General features: G+C 73.1%; 12 protein-coding genes. 4 read left to right on the forward strand and 8 right to left on the reverse strand.

The window, feature by feature from the left end; translation table 11 throughout:
• Positions 1 to 208: 208 nt before the first annotated feature.
• A complete protein-coding gene (gene gatB, locus ACSUPR_RS11340) occupies positions 209 to 1,705 on the reverse strand; it encodes an Asp-tRNA(Asn)/Glu-tRNA(Gln) amidotransferase subunit GatB (RefSeq protein ID WP_436891973.1) in 1,497 nt (498 codons plus the stop codon).
• Positions 1,706 to 1,946: 241 nt separating this feature from the next.
• Here gatB and ACSUPR_RS11345 point away from each other — a divergent pair, with 241 nt between their 5' ends.
• The 4 genes from ACSUPR_RS11345 (at position 1,947) to ACSUPR_RS11360 (ending at position 7,507) form a co-directional block, all read left to right on the forward strand.
• Positions 1,947 to 3,083: a Cys-Gln thioester bond-forming surface protein gene (locus ACSUPR_RS11345; protein ID WP_436891111.1), complete on the forward strand. Its 1,137-nt coding sequence runs from the start codon at positions 1,947 to 1,949 to the stop codon at positions 3,081 to 3,083.
• A 380-nt stretch (positions 3,084 to 3,463) separates the two neighbouring features.
• Positions 3,464 to 4,672, forward strand: a complete 1,209-nt coding sequence (locus ACSUPR_RS11350; protein ID WP_436891113.1) for a thioester domain-containing protein — start codon at positions 3,464 to 3,466, stop codon at positions 4,670 to 4,672.
• A 274-nt stretch (positions 4,673 to 4,946) separates the two neighbouring features.
• Positions 4,947 to 6,161: a thioester domain-containing protein gene (locus ACSUPR_RS11355; protein ID WP_436891115.1), complete on the forward strand. Its 1,215-nt coding sequence runs from the start codon at positions 4,947 to 4,949 to the stop codon at positions 6,159 to 6,161.
• 224 nt (positions 6,162 to 6,385) lie between these two features.
• Positions 6,386 to 7,507: a thioester domain-containing protein gene (locus tag ACSUPR_RS11360; protein ID WP_436891116.1), complete on the forward strand. Its 1,122-nt coding sequence runs from the start codon at positions 6,386 to 6,388 to the stop codon at positions 7,505 to 7,507.
• Positions 7,508 to 7,632: 125 nt separating this feature from the next.
• Here ACSUPR_RS11360 and gatA read toward each other — a convergent pair whose 3' ends face one another.
• The 7 genes from gatA to mnmA form a co-directional block, all read right to left on the reverse strand.
• The gene (gene gatA, locus ACSUPR_RS11365) at positions 7,633 to 9,132 is read right to left on the reverse strand and encodes an Asp-tRNA(Asn)/Glu-tRNA(Gln) amidotransferase subunit GatA (protein ID WP_436891118.1); all 1,500 of its coding nucleotides are present in this window, start codon (positions 9,130 to 9,132) and stop codon (positions 7,633 to 7,635) included.
• 2 nt (positions 9,133 to 9,134) lie between these two features.
• Positions 9,135 to 9,434, reverse strand: a complete 300-nt coding sequence (gatC, locus tag ACSUPR_RS11370) for an Asp-tRNA(Asn)/Glu-tRNA(Gln) amidotransferase subunit GatC (RefSeq protein WP_436891120.1) — start codon at positions 9,432 to 9,434, stop codon at positions 9,135 to 9,137.
• A gap of 45 nt (positions 9,435 to 9,479) precedes the next feature.
• The gene (locus ACSUPR_RS11375; RefSeq protein WP_436891122.1) at positions 9,480 to 11,576 is read right to left on the reverse strand and encodes a putative bifunctional diguanylate cyclase/phosphodiesterase; all 2,097 of its coding nucleotides are present in this window, start codon (positions 11,574 to 11,576) and stop codon (positions 9,480 to 9,482) included.
• Positions 11,577 to 11,898: 322 nt separating this feature from the next.
• Positions 11,899 to 14,151 carry an NAD-dependent DNA ligase LigA gene (gene ligA / locus ACSUPR_RS11380; RefSeq protein ID WP_436891124.1) on the reverse strand — a complete coding sequence of 751 codons (2,253 nt, stop codon included), beginning with the start codon at positions 14,149 to 14,151 and terminating at the stop codon, positions 11,899 to 11,901.
• Positions 14,152 to 14,178: 27 nt separating this feature from the next.
• Complete coding sequence (locus tag ACSUPR_RS11385; RefSeq protein WP_436891126.1) at positions 14,179 to 15,222, reverse strand: methionine synthase; 1,044 nt, start codon at positions 15,220 to 15,222, stop codon at positions 14,179 to 14,181.
• 91 nt (positions 15,223 to 15,313) lie between these two features.
• A complete protein-coding gene (locus ACSUPR_RS11390) occupies positions 15,314 to 15,877 on the reverse strand; it encodes a DedA family protein (protein WP_436891127.1) in 564 nt (187 codons plus the stop codon).
• A gap of 150 nt (positions 15,878 to 16,027) precedes the next feature.
• The gene (mnmA, locus tag ACSUPR_RS11395; RefSeq protein ID WP_436891129.1) at positions 16,028 to 17,125 is read right to left on the reverse strand and encodes a tRNA 2-thiouridine(34) synthase MnmA; all 1,098 of its coding nucleotides are present in this window, start codon (positions 17,123 to 17,125) and stop codon (positions 16,028 to 16,030) included.
• Between the last annotated feature and the right edge of the window lie 58 nt (positions 17,126 to 17,183).

A 17,183-nucleotide genomic window follows, 5' to 3' on the forward strand; every position in this document is an offset into this window, starting at 1 on the left:
CGCAACCAAGGTCACATGGCGATTGAGGACCGGACGAGAGATGACGACGGTGTCGTCACCCACCGTGACCGCCGTTGCGGACGCCCGGCTCCCCGGTGCTCACAGGGCGCGCCGCGGTTCCCCTCCCGGAACCGCGGCACACCCATGAACCCTAGGGGATGCGCGACGGGCCCCGTCACGCGCCCGGCGTGGCGCCGGGCACACCGGGTCAGGCGACGCCCAGCTTCTCCAGGATCAGCTGGCGGGCGCGTCCGGCGTCGGCCTGGCCCCGGGTCGCCTTCATGACGGCGCCGACCAGGGCCCCGGCCGCGGCGACCTTGCCGCCGCGCACCTTGTCGGCGGCGTCGGGGTCGGCGGCGATGGCGGCGTCGACGGCCGCGCCCAGGGCGCCGTCGTCGCTGACGACCTTGAGACCGCGGGCCTCCACGACCTCGTCGGGCTCGCCCTCACCGGCCAGCACGCCCTCGACGACCTGGCGGGCCAGCTTGTTGGTGAGCGTGCCCTCGGCGACCAGGGCGATGATCCGGGCGACCTGGGCGGGGGTGATCGGCAGGGCCGCCAGCTCCACCTCCTGCTCCGTGGCGCGGCGCGACAGCTCGTTCAGCCACAGCTTGCGGGCCTCCGCCGAGGGCGCCCCGGCGGCGACGGTCGCCTCCACCAGCTCGACGGCGTCGGCGTTGACCAGGTCGCGCAGCTCGGTGTCGCTCAGGTCCCACTCCGCGCGGATGCGGGCCCGCTTGGCGGCGGGCAGCTCCGGCAGGGTGGCGCGCAGCTCCTCGATCCACTCCCGGGACGGGGCGACCGGCACCAGGTCGGGGTCGGGGAAGTAGCGGTAGTCCTGCGCCTCCTCCTTGCTCCGGCCCGAGACGCTGGACCCGAGGTGCTCCTGGAAGTGGCGGGTCTCCTGGACGACCCTGCCGCCCGACTTCAGCACGCCCGCCTGCCGCTCGATCTCGGAGCGGACGGCGCGCTCGACCGAGCGCAGGGAGTTGACGTTCTTGGTCTCGCTGCGGGTGCCCCACTCGCTCGCGCCGCGCTCGTTGATGGAGACGTTGACGTCGCAGCGCATGGAGCCCTCCTCCATGCGGACGTCGGAGATGCCCAGGGAGCGGACCAGGTCGCGCAGCTCGGCGGCGTAGGCGCGGGCCACCAGCGGGGCCAGCCCGCCGGTTCCGGTGATCGGCTTGGTGACGATCTCCAGCAGCGGGATGCCGGCGCGGTTGTAGTCGACGATGGAGTACTCGGCGCCGTGGATGCGACCGGTGGCCCCGCCCACGTGGGAGGTCTTGCCGGTGTCCTCCTCCATGTGGACGCGCTCGATCTCCACCCGGAACTCGCGCGGGCCCTCGGGGGTGTCCACGGTCACGTCCAGGTACCCGTCGACGCAGATCGGCTCGTCGTACTGGGAGATCTGGTAGTTCTTCGGCATGTCCGGGTAGAAGTAGTTCTTCCGGGCGAACCGGCCCCAGGGGGCGATGGAGCAGTTCAGCGCCAGGCCCAGGCGGATGGCGCCCTCGACGGCCTTGGCGTTGACCACCGGCAGGGAGCCGGGCAGCGCCAGGCAGACCGGGCACACCTGGGTGTTGGGCGCCGCCCCGAACCCGGTCGGGCAGGAGCAGAACATCTTCGAAGCGGTACCCAGCTCGATGTGGGTCTCCAGACCGAGCACCGGCTCGTATTCGGCCAGTGCCTGCTCGTAGGCCACCGGGCCGCCGTTCGTGGTGGGAGTCACCGCGTGGGCCATCGCCGCAAACCCGTTTCCGTAGAGGACATACCTTCCAGGTCAGCCTACCGAGCGCCCGGGGGTGGCCCGGCCGACGCCGGATGTCACGTCATGCGCACGATCGGGCCACTGTAGAGGTGTTCCTCCGTCACCCAGGGTGCCGGACCGTTAGTCTGATTGCTCCCAGGAGACGATTTCGCCAGGCCGATCACGGGAGCTGCAGATGGGCATCCTGCGTCGGTGCGCCGCGCTGTTTTCCTCGGTCGTCCTCGTCGCGACCCTGGCCGGCACCCCGGCCGCCCTCGCCGACGACTTCTCCCGCGTGGACCGTGACGCCGTGGCCGGGGCGGACCTCGTCCCCGTCGGCGGCGGGCCCGTGGCCACCGCGCTCTACAGTCTGCGGACCGGGAACGACGACTCCGTGCGCGCCTACACCGCATCACCCGACGACGAGGTCCGTCGGCGTGCCGCCTATGTGGAGTCGGACTGGTCCGACGCCCCGGGGGAGAGCGCCGGCCGGGCCCGCTGGATCGTCGCCCACTCCTATCCCAACCGGGACCTGCTGTCCCTGGGCCTGGACACCGGCCTGCCGCTGAGCGAGGACCAGGCGATCGCCGGCACCCAGGCCGCGCTGTGGCGGGTGCTGGCGGGCGTCGAGCCCGACCGCGGGGCCAACGACGACGCCGTCCTGGCGCTGTACGACCACCTGATGGAGGGCGACGGCGTCGTGGCGCCGGGCCCGCGCCCGCTGACCGTGTCCCCCGACCACCTGGAGGCGACCGCGCCGCAGGAGCCGCTGGGGCCGCTCACCGTGTCGAGCACCGGTGGGGGTCCGCTGAGGGTGTCGCTCAGCGGCGCGCCGGCCTCCTGGCTGGTGGACGCCCAGGGGCGCCAGACCGCCCAGGTGTCCCACGGCGGCGAGCTCTACCTGGACGTGAAGCCGTCCGTCCCCGCCGGAGTGGTGACCCTGCACGTGCGCGGTGAGAGCCTGCCGCTGGCCGAGGGGAGCCTGTTCACCGGTCGCGACGGGGTGCGGACCCGACCGCTGATCACCGCCGAGCCGGGAGAGGCGAACATCACCACCGCTGCGACGGTCACCTGGCACGCCCCGAGCCCCTCCGGTGAGCCGACGCCGACGCCAGGGTCCGAAACCCCGTCCGAAACCCCGGTGCCCGAGGCGAGCGCACCGCTCGCGGAGGTCGCGCCGAGCCCGGAGGCCACGCCCGCCGAGGCTGTCCGAATCCCGGAGGAGGACCTGCCGACGACGGGCACGTGGCTGTCCGGGCTGCTGGTCATCGCGGGGGCCCTGGTGGTATCAGGCCTGATCATCCTGGTTCTGGGTCGTAAACGACGCGAATGACCCCGAAGTAGTTGCATAACATTCGCCCATAATGCGGCTTTGTTCGCTCGGGTTTTTTCCTGGCCCGTATCCGGTCACATTTTTCGCGAACCGGGTTGGAAGTAGTGAATCGGCTCGCTAGTATCGGGCAGGCGATGGACCTAGTGCGGCGCGCCGTAGGCCCGCCCCCGTGAGACGACTCAGCCCGGGACCGGGATGCATCGCGACCCTCCCGACCCCGGCTCCGCGCCACCTGCGCCCCCCGACGCGGCCTGTCCCGACCCGGACGCACGTCAGGTGGCTCCGGACCGTCCGTCCTTCGCACCGGAAAACACCGCGGTCCCCTGCCGCGGCCTGACCCGGTTCCATCCGGTCACCCCTACACGACACCGGGATACGACTTGACTCAGATCTCCCTCCCCCGTACCGCCGGGCGCGCGGGCCTGGCGGCCGCCGCCGCGGCCTTCCTCGCCTTCGGCCTGGCCGCCCCCGCGGCCGCCGAGCCCGCCCCGTACGAGGGTGCCGTCACCGGTACCTACGTCAACAACGCCGAGAACGGCACCCGCGTCAAGATGGACGGCGGAACCGCCTCGACCAGCCTCTTCAACCTGAAGCTGGACGACGGCACCGTCCTCACCACGTACTGCATCGACTTCCGCACGAGCATCGTGAGCCAGGCGAAGTACGTCGAGGACGAGTGGGCGAACTACCCGGGCAAGGGCGACTTCGCCGAGCCCGCCAAGGTCCACTGGATCCTCCAGAACTCCTACCCGAACGTCGGTGCCGAGGAGCTGGGCGCCGCCGCCGGGGTCGAGGGCCTGAGCAAGGGGGACGCCCTGGGCGCCACCCAGGCCGCCATCTGGCACTTCAGCAACGGCATGGACCTGGCCGGTGACAACGCCGAGGCCGTCAAGAAGGTCTACGAGTACCTGGTCGGCAACGCCGAGGACCTGCCGCAGACCTCCGAGCCGACCCCGACCCTGAGCATCACCCCGGGTTCCGCCGAGGGCACGGCCGGCTCCACGGTCGGCGAGTTCACCATCGAGACCAGCGCGGCCTCCGTGCCGGTCGTCATCGACGCCCCCGAGGGCGTCGAGCTGGTCGACCTGGAGAGCGGCGAGGCGGTCACCGCGGTCGAGAACGGCGACAAGGTCGGCTTCGAGGTGCCCGCGGGCACCGAGGCGGGCCAGGCCTCCTTCTCCCTGGAGGCCACCGCCACCGTCGCCACCGGCCGCCTGTTCAAGGGCGCCGAGGTCAAGACCCAGACCCTCATCACCGCCCAGGGCGGCGAGACCAAGGTCTCCGCCTCGGCCTCGGCCACCTGGACCGCGGGCGGCGGCGAGGAGCCCTCCCCGAGCCCCTCCCCCACCCCGTCCGAGGAGCCGAGCGAGCCGGAGTCCCCGGCCCCGAGCCCGACCCCGTCCGAGACCCCATCGGCCCCGGAGTCCCCGAAGCCGAGCGCCCCGGCCGATGACCGGCCGAGCCTGCCCGTCACCGGTGGCGCCCTGGCCGGCCTGGTCGCCGCGGGCATCGCCGCCCTCGGCGCCGGCGGTGGGGCGATCTACCTGAGCCGCAAGCGCAAGGCGGCCGGTACCTCCACCGACGCGTGATCGCGTAAGGCCACCGTTCAACGGGCCCTCTCCCGGAATTCATCCGGGAGGGGGCCTTCCCGTGTGCACCGTGCGGCCCCTCCGCGCGTCTTCTCATCGGAGCCCGGATGGTCTCCGCGGGACCGGGACGGTCCGCCTCGCCGTGTCGGCGAGGACGTCCGTGCCGGTCGTGCGGCGGTGGCCGCCGCCCCTCCCCCGCTCGGTTCCCTCACGGCACCCCGGCCGCGCGAGCGCTCTCCACCCCGGCCGGAACCGTAGAACTCAAGGAAGAGACGTGACGAACGTGTCCCTCCCCCGTGCCCTCGGGCGCACGACCGTCGCCGCAGGCGCGGCCGCCCTCCTCGCCCTCGGCCTGGCCGCCCCGGCCGCCGCCGACAACGCCGTCCGCGCGCAGTACACGGGCCCGGCCGAGAACGGCGTCGACGTCCGCGTCGACGGCGTCTCGCAGAAGACGAGGCTCTTCACCCTCGAACTCGAGGACGGCAGCACGTTCACCACGTACTGCATCGACCTGAAAACGGGTATCCGCGGCGGTGCCTGGTACGTCGAGGACGAGTGGGCGAACTACCCGGGCCAGGGCGCCTTCGCCGCCCCGGGCAAGGTCCACTGGATCCTCCAGAACAGCTACCCGACCATCTCCGTCGCGCAGCTGGCCGAGAACGCGGGTCTCGACGCCCGGACCACCCAGCGCTTCAAGAAGGGGCACGCCATCGCCGCCACCCAGGCGGCGATCTGGCACTTCACCAACGGCGCCGAGGTGACCGGCCACGACACCGACGGGGTCGAGCTGGTCTACCGGTACCTGGTCGAGAACGCCGTCGACCTGCCCCAGGAGCCGGGCCCGTCCCTGAGCATCACTCCGGGCACCGCCGAGGGCGAGGCCGGTTCCACCGTCGGCGAGTTCACCATCGAGACCAACGCCTCCGACGTCCCGGTGGACCTGAGCGCCCCCGCCGGCGTCACCCTGGTCGACCTGGAGACCGAGCAGCCGGTCAGCGCCGTCAACGACGGTGACAAGGTCGGCTTCCAGGTCCCGTCCGACGCCGAGGCGGGCGAGGCGTCCTTCTCACTGGAGGCCGGCGCCGAGGTGTCCGCGGGACGCCTGTTCAAGGGCGAGGACCCGGACACGCCGACCCAGACGCTGATCACCGCCAAGACCGAGAAGGTCACCGTCTCGGCCTCGGCCGCCGCCACCTGGACCGCCGGCGGCGGCGAGGAGCCCTCCCCGAGCCCCTCCCCCACCCCGTCCGAGGAGCCGAGCGAGACCCCGTCGCCGACCCCGGGCCCGACGCCGAGCCCGACGCCCTCCGAGGCGCCCTCCACCCCGGCCTCCCCGAAGCCGAGCGCCCCGGCCGATGACCGGCCGAGCCTGCCCGTCACCGGTGGCGCCCTGGCCGGCCTGGTCGCCGCGGGCATCGCCGCCCTCGGCGCCGGCGGTGGGGCGATCTACCTGAGCCGCAAGCGCAGGGCCGCTTCCGGCCAGGAGTAATCCTGGACCCATCGGGCCCCGTCCTGTAGAGGACGGGGCCCTTTGTCATGTGTTCACCAGACAAAAAGCCCAATCGCGGACACAGTGCACTCACGTCACTACCGAGGGTTGGACACACCAAGATGAATCGCTACCATCGGCCCGGTACCCCCGACCGGAACAGGCACGGCACCGCCGTTCCCGCGCACCTCTCCCCCTCCGCTGCCCCCGACGGAAAGAGACACGTGACCGCGTCCGCCCTCACCCGCCCCGCCCTCGCCGCACTCGCGGTGACCGCGCTCCTCCTGGGCCCGCTGGCCGTCCCGGCCGCCGCGGACCCGGTCCGCGGGCGGTACACCGGGGTCGACGAGCACGGGCACGGGATCGTCATGCGGGGCGAGGAGTTCACCACCACCGCGACCTTCGGCATCGACCTGGGGGAGAGGGTCCTGCCGACCTACTGCATCGACTTCCGGACCGGGATCGTCGAGGACGCCCGGTACGTGGAGGACCGCTGGGCCGACTACCCGGGCCAGGGCGACTTCGGCGAACCGGGGCGGGTCCACTGGATCCTCATGAACTCCTACCCGGTCGTGGAGATCGGGGACCTGCGGGAGGAGACCGGCATCCCGGGGCTGACGAAGGCCGAGGCCCTGACGGCGACCCAGGCCGCGATCTGGCACTTCAGCAACGGGCTCGACCTGGAGGAGGTACGGCAGAACCCGGACCTGCCCACGGTCTCCGAGGAGGAGGTGGTCGAACTCTACGAGCTCCTCGTCACCGACGCCGAGGAGCTGCCCGACGAGCCGCCGACCGCCCTGTCGGTGTCCCCGGAACAGGGTTCGGGTCTGGCCGGGGAGACCGTCGGCGAGTTCACCGTGGAGACCAGCGCCGGTTCCGTACCCGTCGAGCTGGACGCGCCCGAGGGCGTGGAGGTCGTGGACCTCGCGACCGGGAGGACCGTCGAGGCCGTGTCGGACGGCGACCGCATCGGGCTCTCGGTCCCGGCCGACGCCGCGGCGGGCGAGGCCGAACTGACCCTCGCGGCGGAGGCCGCGGTGCTGACCGGCCGCCTGTTCAAGGGTGAGGACCCCGACGAGCCCACCCAGACGCTCATCGCCGCGGCCGACGGGGAGGTCACCGTCTCCCGCACGGTCACCGCCGCCTGGGACGAGGCGGGCGGCACCCCGCCGCCGATCGCCGAGCCCGACACCGACGCGAGCCCGGTGGCGGCGGCCGCCGACGACCGCCGCCTGGCCCTGACCGGACCGGCGGTCATCGCCCTGGTCGCGGGCGCCGCGGTGCTCGTCCTGGGCGGGGCGGCCTTCCTCCTGGCGGCGCGCCGCCGCAGGGCGGCGCAGGGCTGAGGCCGCCCGCCCCGAGCCCGGGGCCCGGACCGTACACCCCCCGCGGCCCGGGCCCCGTTCCGCGTCCGCGCACACGGCGGCGCCCGCCGACCCCGCGGGGTCGGCGGGCGCCGTGACGGGGGACCCTAGGCGTTGACCGCGTAGGGGCTGCGCGCGATGAGCGCACCGTCCCGGTCGGTCAGCGCGCGCTCGACCGCCGCCGCCACCCGGTAGGCGCGGTCGTCGGCCAGCGGCGGGGCCATGATCTGCAGGCCCACCGGCAGCCCGTCCTCCGGGGCCAGGCCGCACGGCACGGACAGCGCCGCGTTGCCCGCCAGGTTGGACGGGATGGTGCACAGGTCGGCGAGGTACATCGCCATCGGGTCCTCGGCGCGCTCGCCGATGGGGAACGCGGTGGTCGGCGTGGTCGGCGAGACCAGCACGTCCACGTTCTCGAAGGCCGCGTCGAAGTCGCGCTTGATGAGTGTGCGCACCTGCTGGGCGCTGCCGTAGTAGGCGTCGTAGTAACCGCTGGACAGCGCGTAGGTGCCCAGCATGATCCGCCGCTTCACCTCGGGGCCGAAGCCCTGGGCGCGGGTCAGCGACATGACCTCCTCGGCGCTGCGCGTGCCGTCGTCGCCCACCCGCAGGCCGTAGCGCATGGCGTCGAACCGGGCCAGGTTGGACGAGCACTCGCTGGGCGCGATGAGGTAGTACGCCGACAGGGCGGCGTCGAAGCTGGGGCAGGACACCTCGACGATCTTGGCGCCCAGCGACTCCAGCAGCTCCAGGCTCTCGTGGAAGCGCTGGCGCACCCCGGCCTGGAAGCCGTCGCTGTCCAGCTCCTTGACCACGCCGACGCGCAGGCCGTCGATCTCGCCGCGGCGGGCGGCCTCGACGATCGGCGGGACGGGGGCGTCGATGGAGGTGGAGTCGCGCGGGTCGTGGCCGGAGAACGCCTCCTGGAGCAGGGCGGCGTCGAGCACGTTGCGCGCGAACGGGCCGGGGGTGTCCAGGGAGGAGGCGAACGCGATCATCCCGTACCGGGACGAGCCGCCGTAGGTGGGCTTGGCGCCGACCAGGCCGCACACTGCGGCGGGCTGGCGGATGGAACCGCCGGTGTCGGTTCCGGTGGCCAGGGGGGCCTCGAACGCGGCGACGGCCGCGGAGGACCCGCCCGAGGAGCCGCCGGGGATGCGGGCGGTGTCCCACGGGTTGCGGGTGACCTGGTAGGCGGAGTTCTCGGTGGAGGAGCCCATCGCGAACTCGTCCATGTTGGTCTTGCCCAGGATGACCAGCCCGGCCTCGCGCAGGCGCGCGGTGACGGTGGCGTCGTAGGGCGGCTGCCAGCCCTCCAGGATCTTGGAGGCGGCGGTGGTGGGCATGTCCTTGGTGGTGAACACGTCCTTGTGGGCGACGGGCACACCGGCGAGCGGACCCTGCTCCTCGCCCGCGGCGCGGCGGGCGTCCACGGCCCGCGCCTGCTCCAGGGCGGTCTCCCGGCGCACGTGGAGGAAGGCGTTGATGTCGCCGTCCACGGCCTCGATCCGGTCCAGGTAGGCGGTGGCGGCCTCCTCCGCGGAGACCTCGCCCGCCCTGATCGCCGCACCGAGCTCGGCCGCGCCGAGACTGACGATGTCGCTCATGGCTACTCCTCCTCCCCGAGGATGCGCGGGACCCGGAAGCGCTGGTCCTCCACCGCCGGGGCTCCGGACAGGGCCTGCTCCGGGGTGAGGCACGGCTCGGCCGCGTCGGGACGGAAGACGTTGGTCAGCGGCAGGGCGTGCGAGCTCGGCGGGATGTCGCCCTTGGCGACCTCCTGCACCTTGGCCACTGCGGTGAGGATGTCACCGAGCTGGGCGGCGAGCGTGTCGAGCTCGCTCTCGTCGAGCGCCAGCCGCGACAACCGGGCGAGGTGCGCGACCTCATCGCGGGTGATGGCGGTCATGAGTGGCAGAACCGTTTCTTCGGCGGACGGACTATCCCGTCAATCCTATGGCTCCCCCACCGTTCCCGGTGCCGGTACTCCCAGGCCGGGGCCGGGGCCGCCCGGACCCCCGCCACGGCCGCTCCCCCGGTGGTCGGCGAGCCAGGCGGGGACGTCGGCTGCGGGCATGGGCCGGGCGAAGTAGTGGCCCTGGGCGGCCTGGCAGCCGGTGTCGCGGGCCGCCTCGGCCAGGGCGCGGGTCTGCACCCCCTCGGCGGTGGCGCGCATGCCGAGCGCGTTGACCAGGGCGATGGCGGCGCGGACCACGGTGGGCCCGTTGCCGGTGCCGTCGGTGAGGCGGGCGGTGAACGAGCCGTGGATCTTGACCTCGTCCAGCGGCAGCCCGGCGAGCTGGACCAGGGTGAAGTGGCCGGTCCCGAAGTCGTCCAGGGCCAGCCCCACCCCCAGTTCGCGGAGCCGGTGGACGGCGGCGGTGGCCGCGGCGGTGTCGGTGATGAGGGCGCTCTCCCCGATCTCCAGCACCAGGCTCTCGGGCGGGACCCCGTGCTCGGCCAGGGCGGAGGCGACGGTGTCCGGAAGGTCGGGGTGGAGGAGTTCGCGCACGCCCAGGTTGACGGAGACGGGCAGCAGCAGCCCCCGTTCCCGCCAGTGCGCGGCCCGGGCGAGGGTGATGTCCAGGACCTGCCCGGTGAACGCCCGGAACAGGTGGGACTCCTCCACGACCGGCATGAACTCCTCGGGCCACAGCAGCCCGCGGGAGGGGTGCCGCCACCGGGCCAGGGCCTCCAGCCCGACGGCGCGCCCGTCGTCCAGGCTCACCCTGGGCTGGTAGTGCATCTCCAGGGCGCCCTCGGTGAGCCCGCGGCGCAGCTCGCTGAACAGGCTCAGCCGGGCGGTGGAGTTGCGGTCCTTGCCGGGGTCGTAGGACTCCACCCCGGAGCGGGCGGACTTGGCGACGTACATGGCGACGTCGGCGCGCTGCATGAGGTGCTCGAAGTCGACGGCGTCCTCGGGGTGCAGGGCGATGCCGATGCTGGCCTCCAGGTCGAGGTCCATGCCGTCGAGGCGGACGGGTTCGCTCAGGGCGCCGCGCAGCCGGGAGGCGACCTCCGCGGCGGCCTCGGTGTCGCGGATCTGGGGCAGCAGCACAGCGAACTCGTCGCCGCCGAGCCGGGCGACGAGGTCGCCGGGCCGGACGCTGTGGGTGAGCCGGCCGGCGACGGTCTGGAGCAGCCGGTCCCCGGTCGGGTGCCCCAGGGTGTCGTTGACCTCCTTGAACCGGTCCAGGTCGAGCAGGAGGAGGCCGACCCGGCCGCCGCGCCGCCGGGCCGCGTCGATCTCCTGGTGGGCCCGGACGGTGAGGAGTTTGCGGTTGGCCAGGCCGGTGAGCTCGTCGTGGTTGGCCTGGTGGTCGCGCTTGACCGACAGCAGCGCGCTGGTGTGCAGGGCGATGAGCGGCAGCGCGAACAGCGGCACGTACAGCACGGAGTGGGTCGCGGCGACGGCGACCAGGGGCGCCAGGGCTATGAGCACGGTGTTGATCCGGGCCTGGCGGCCGATGCCCTTGAACATGACCTGGGACAGGGGGACGCGTTCGTGCATGGCGACGGCACAGGTCACCAGCACCCGGTTGACCAGGAAGTAGGCGGTCCCGGCCAGGCCGACGGCGATGAGGCCCTCCCCGGCGGGGATCCACCCGGTGGCGCGCAGCGGCGGCAGGACCAGGCGCAGGACGGCGTCGGCGGCGCCCAGGGACAGGACGTACTGGGCGGCGTTGAACGCGGTGCGGTGGGAGGCGTGGCCGCGGGCGAACCCGGTGATGACGGTGGCGGCGGCCTGGACGAGCCCGGCCAGGGGCAGTCCCTGGAAGATCACCAGGGCCAGGGAGAACGGCAGGGAGGTGGGGACGCCGTCGCCGGGCGGCTGCCCGGGGATGGAGACGGGGCGCAGCTCGCCCAGGACGACCATGGCGAGCAGGACCCAGGTGAGGGGTTCGACGGCGTACCGGGTCAGGGCGGGGCCCGACCACAGCAGGGCGGCGGCGAGCAGGAGCGTCCCGGCGACGACGGTGCCCGTCATGTACAGCCAGAGCGGGGTGCCGGCGCGGGGGCCGATGTCCCGGGTACTGATGGGATCTCTCATGCGTGCCGTCCTCACGAGGGGGACGCGGGGTCCGGCGGCGCGGTCGGCACCGCCGGGGCTCCTGATGGTTCCGGTCTACGGGACCGGTCACCCCTCCATGACCGAATCCCGGGTTCGGTGGCGCCCGTTTCCCGGGGCGCACTGTCCACCTTACGCTGCTTCGTCACCAAGTGTCGCCTGTTCGGAACTATCAGTTAACCAAGGCGCGGGGAGATCGTGGCCGGAACCGGAAAAAGATACGGCGACCCGGAACGGACCCCGAACCGCCACCCGTCGGACGGGCGTGCGGGACGGGGGGTTCCGGGCCGCCGGACCCCGCTCATCACTCCTGGTCGTAGGCCTGTTCCCGGTCGGAGGTCACCGCCTCGGCGGCCCCGGGCTCCTCCGGCGGGTTGATCCGCAGCTTCTCGGCTGCCTCGGGGCCGGCCTCCAGCAGGACCCGGAACCCCTGCTCGTCGAGGATCGGCACACCCAGCTTGACGGCCTTGTCGTACTTGGACCCGGGGCTGTCGCCCACCACCACGAATCCGGTCTTCTTGGACACCGAGGCGGTGGCCCGGCCGCCGCGCTCGGCGATGGACTCCTTGGCCCCGTCCCGGGTGAAGCCCTCCAGCGAGCCGGTGACCACCACCGTCACCCCGTCCAGCACGTTCGAGACGGACTCGTCGACCTCGTCCTCCATGCGCACCCCGGCCGCCGCCCACTTGGCGACGATCTCCCGGTGCCAGTCGACCTCGAACCACTCCCGGATGGAGCGGGCGATGGTGGGGCCGATGCCGTCCACCGCGGCCAGCTCCTCCTCGGAGGCGGCGCGGATGGCGTCCATCGACCGGAAGTGGCGGGCCAGGTCCTCGGCGGCGCGCGGGCCCACGTGCCGGATGGACAGCGCCACCAGCACCCGCCACAGCGGCCGTGTCTTGGCGATCTCCAGCTGCTCGAACAGCTTCTCCACGGTCTTCTTGGGCTCGCCCTTGAGGTTGGCGAAGAACGACACGACCTTGGGCTCGCCGGTCCTGGGATCGGTCTTGGGCTCGGAGGTGTCGGGGTCGAGCACGTGGGTGCGGATCGGCAGCAGCTGCTCGACGGTGAGGTCGAACAGGTCGCCCTCGTCCTTGAGCGGGGCGTCGGCGGGCTCCAGCGGCCGGGTCAGCGCGGTGGCCGCCACGTACCCGAGCGCCTCGATGTCCAGGGCCTTGCGGCCGGCCACGAAGTACACCCGCTCGCGCAGCTGTCCGGGGCAGGACCGGGCGTTGGGGCAGCGCAGGTCGACGTCGCCCTCCTTCTGCCGGCCCAGCGGCGTGCCGCACTCGGGGCACTTCTCCGGCATGACGAACGGCCGCTCGGTGCCGTCGCGCTTCTCCACCACCGGTCCGACGATCTCGGGGATGACGTCGCCCGCCTTGCGCAGCACCACCGTGTCGCCGATGAGCACGCCCTTGCGCGCGACCTCCTGGGCGTTGTGCAGGGTGGCGAACTCCACCTCGGACCCGGCGACGAGCACCGGCTCCATCACGCCGTAGGGGGTGACCCGGCCGGTGCGGCCCACGCCCACCTTGATGTCCACCAGCTTCGTGGTGACCTCCTCCGGCGGGTACTTGTAGGCGATCGCCCAGCGCGGGGCGCGGCTGGTGGAGCCCAGCCGCCGCTGGAGCGCGAAGTCGTCCACCTTGACGACGATGCCGTCGATCTCGTAGGCGGGCTCGTGCCGGTGCTCCTGGTAGTGGGAGACGTAGGCGCGCACCTCGTCCATGGTGGACACGACCCTGTAGCGGTCGCTGAGCGGCAGCCCCCACTCCCCGAGCAGCGCGTACGCCTGGGACTGGCTGGTGAACCGCACGTCCTCCGAGCCGGGGGCCGGGGTGTAGGCGCCCACACCGTGCACGATCATCGACAGCGGACGGGTGGCGGTGACCCGCGGGTCCTTCTGCCGCAGCGACCCGGCTGCGGCGTTGCGCGGGTTGGCGAAGGGGGTGTGCTCGCCGGTCTCGGAGATGCGCCGGTTGAGCGCCTCGAACGCCTCCACCGGCAGGAACACTTCGCCGCGCACCTCCAGCAGCTCGGGCGCCGGTCGCACGCTCTCGTCGAGCCGCTCGGGCACCGCGTCGATGGTGCGGATGTTGAGGGTGATGTCCTCGCCCACCCGCCCGTCGCCGCGGGTGGCGGCGCGCACCAGGCGGCCCCTCTCGTACACCAGGTCCACGGCCAGGCCGTCGATCTTCAGCTCGCACAGGTAGGCGCCGACGGGCACCTCCGCCGAGGCGCGGTCCGCCCAGGCGCTCAGCTCGTCGAAGTCGAAGGCGTTGCCCAGGCTCTCCATCCGCACCAGGTGCTCGACCGCGGCGAAGTCGACGCTGATCGGCGCGCCGACCTTCTGGGTGGGCGAGTCCTGGGTGATGAGCTGCGGGTACTTCTCCTCCAGGTCGCGCAGCTCGCCCATGAGCGCGTCGTACTCGGCGTCGGAGACGATGGGGGTGCCGAGGTAGTAGCGGTAGCTGTGGTCGTCCAGCTCCAGGGACAGCTCCTCGTGCCGGTTGCGCGCCTCGTCGGGGATGTCGGTGGTGTTCTCGGGCGCCACGTGGCCGCCTTTCCGTCTCGTGCTCGACTACGACCGTCGGGGCTCGTCCCGCAGGACCCGCGCCCCGTCCCGCACGGCTTTCAGGGCCGCCCGGGCGTGGTGGGGGGAGGCACCGGCCAGCCCGCACGCGGGGGTGGCCACCACCGCACGGGTCAGCAGGTCAGGGCCGAAACCCAGCCGGTTCCACAACTCGCGTACGACCTCGACGCTAGTCGCCGGGTCTGACATTCGGTCACGCTGTGCGGGGGGCGGATCGACCGCCGGAACGACGCCCAGAAGCAGGCCCACACCGGCCTCGACGGCGGTGCCGACCAGGTCGTCGTGGCGCCGGTCGAGCAGCGCGGCGTCCAGGCTCAGCGCCCGCGCGCCGCTGCGGCGCAGCAGGTCCAGGGGGGCGTCGGCGGAGCAGCAGTGGGCGGCGGGGACCGCCCCGGCCTCCTCCACCGCGCCGAACAGGGTGCGCAGCACCTCCTCCACCCGGACCCGGTCCACGGCGCGCAGCCGCCCGTAGCCGCTGGCGGTGGGCAGGGCTCCCATCAGGACGGCGGGCAGGGAGGGTTCGTCGACCTGCACGATGATCCGGGCGCCGGGCACCCGTTTGCGGACCTGGGCGATGTGGGCGCGCACGCCCTCCAGGTGGGAGTCGGCCAGGTCGCGGTACGCGCCGGGATCGGCGACCATGCGCTGGCCGTTGCGCAGCTCGACGGAGGCCGCCATCGTCCAGGGGCCGGCCACCTGGACCTTGAGGGCGCCCTCGTAGGCGTGGGCGTGCTCGGCGAGGACGTCCAGGTCGCGGGAGAGGAAGCCGTGGGCGCGGTACAGGTCGCGGCCGGGGGTGTCGGCGACGCGCCAGCCGGTGGGCTGCACCTCGACGGGGAACTCCACCAGGAGTCCGGCGGTGCGGCCGATCATGTCCGCGCCGACCCCGCGGCCGGGGAGTTCGGGCAGGTGCGGCAGGTCGGGGAGTTCGCCCAGGACGGTGCGGACCGCCTCGTCGGGGTCCTCTCCGGGCCAGGACCCGACCCCGGTGGAGGAGGCGGCGGGCCAGGGGTAGGGGTGCTGTTCTGTCACATCGCCCAAGGTTAGGGCAACGGGGCACCGGGGAACGGTACGGCGCGGCGGCCGGGCACGGCCGGCCCCGGGCGGCGGGGGCGGGTCCGGCTCAGGCGGTGGCGGTGCGCTCGGGGGCGGATCCGGTGTCGGGCCCCGCCTCCGCGGCGGCCCCGGGGCCCGCCTCCCCTGCACCGGGCGCCGCGGTGGCGCCCCGGCGGCGGCGGACCAGCACCATGGCGGTGACCAGCACCGCGGCCGCGGCGATGACGCCGGCCGCCGTCCACGGCGAGTCCAGGAACAGCTTGAGCCAGGTGCCGACGATCCCGGCGATGACCATGCCCCACAGGCCCGCCCAGGCCAGGCCGCCGACGAACACGGCGGCGAGGTAGCGCGGGAAGCGCATCCGCACCACACCGGCGGACAGGTTGATGGCGGTCTGCATGCCGACGGTGAAGAAGCTCAGGGTGACCACGGGAGCCCCGTAGCGGTCCACCAGGTTCCTGGCCCGCTCCAGCCGGGGACCCAGGCGCGTGCCCACGCGGCTGCGGTTCACCCCGGCGCCCAGTCCGCGGCCGATCCAGTACGTCGCGGGGGCGCGCAGCAGGATGACGACGAGCAGGGTGAAGTAGACCACCCAGAAGGGTTGTCCCTCGAGGAAAGCGAACTGGGGCATGGACGGGTCTCCCAACCTTGACCCCCCTGAGTTTGCATTGCCTTACCTAACCCGGGCAAGGGCCGAAGGGCGGAAAGTGATGGAAAACTGTCCCGTTCTGACCGTTTCGTCCGGCAAGTGGCGGGGCTCACGCCCCGCCTCCTCCCCTGGTCAGGCGGACACCGCCGAGCGCGACGTCGCGGAGATCGTCGCCGACCCCAGCACCGTGTCGCCCCGCTCGCCGTCGTAGACCACCACGGCCTGCCCGGTCGCCACCCCGGCGGCGGGCTCGGCCAGCCGCACCACCAGCTCGGGTCCGTCCGCGCCCTCCCGCTGGTGCACCGTCGCCCGGTACACCTCTCCGTGGGCGCGCAGCTGGACGTGGCAGTCGGTGGGCACGGCCGGCGGCTCGGAGCCGCTCCACACCGGGCGGACCCCGGTGATCCCGTCCACCAGCAGCGCCTCGCGGGGTCCCACCGTCACCGTGTTGCCCACCGGCTCGATGGACAGCACGTAGCGCGGGTTCGGAGCACCGCCCAGGCCCAGGCCCTTGCGCTGGCCCACCGTGAACGCGTGCGCGCCCCGGTGCTCGCCCAGCACGTTGCCGTCCTGGTCCAGGATCTCCCCGGGCCGCTCCCCCAGCCTGCGGTTGAGGAACCCGGCGGTGTCGCCGTCGGCGATGAAGCAGATGTCGTGGCTGTCGGGCTTGTCGGCCACCGACAGGCCGCGCCGCTCCGCCTCGGCCCGCACCTCCTCCTTGGTGCAGTCGCCCAGCGGGAACACCGCGTGCTCCACCTGCTCGGCTGTGAGCACGCCCAGCACGTACGACTGGTCCTTGTCCCGGTCCACGCTGCGCACCAGCCGCCCGTCGACCTTGCGGACGTGGTGGCCGGTGGCGACCGCGTCGAAGCCCAGGGCGATCGCCCGGTCCAGCACCGCCTCGAACTTGATCTTCTCGTTGCAGCGCAGGCACGGGTTGGGCGTGTTGCCCGACTCGTACTCGGCGACGAAGTCCTGCACGACCTCGCGGTCGAACTCCTCCGACATGTCCCACACGTAGAAGGGGATGCCGATGACGTCGGCGGCCCGGCGGGCGTCGTGGGAGTCCTCCACCGTGCAGCACCCGCGGGCGCCCGTGCGGTAGGACTGCGGGTTCTTGGAGAGCGCCAGGTGGACGCCGGTCACGTCGTGGCCGGCCTCGGCCACCCGGGCCGCGGCGACCGCGGAATCGACCCCGCCCGACATGGCGGCCAGTACACGCAAAGTCATAGTGGTCCCAGACTATGCGCCTCTCGGGGGTGTGCGGGGCGGGGGTGGTCGTCCGCTT

Origin of the sequence: Nocardiopsis dassonvillei (assembly GCF_964273065.1) — a bacterium.
In the GTDB taxonomy this organism is placed as follows: Bacteria; Actinomycetota; Actinomycetes; order Streptosporangiales; family Streptosporangiaceae; genus Nocardiopsis; species Nocardiopsis dassonvillei_B.

Coding starts and splice junctions, on each gene's coding strand:
- ACSUPR_RS11345 (WP_436891111.1), top strand. CDS start 1,947: ATGGGCATCCTGCGTCGGTGCGCCGCGCTGTTTTCCTCGGTCGTCCTC.
- gatA (WP_436891118.1), bottom strand. CDS start 9,132: ATGAGCGACATCGTCAGTCTCGGCGCGGCCGAGCTCGGTGCGGCGATC.
- gatC (WP_436891120.1), bottom strand. CDS start 9,434: ATGACCGCCATCACCCGCGATGAGGTCGCGCACCTCGCCCGGTTGTCG.
- ACSUPR_RS11375 (WP_436891122.1), bottom strand. CDS start 11,576: ATGAGAGATCCCATCAGTACCCGGGACATCGGCCCCCGCGCCGGCACC.
- ACSUPR_RS11390 (WP_436891127.1), bottom strand. CDS start 15,877: ATGCCCCAGTTCGCTTTCCTCGAGGGACAACCCTTCTGGGTGGTCTAC.
- mnmA (WP_436891129.1), bottom strand. CDS start 17,125: ATGACTTTGCGTGTACTGGCCGCCATGTCGGGCGGGGTCGATTCCGCG.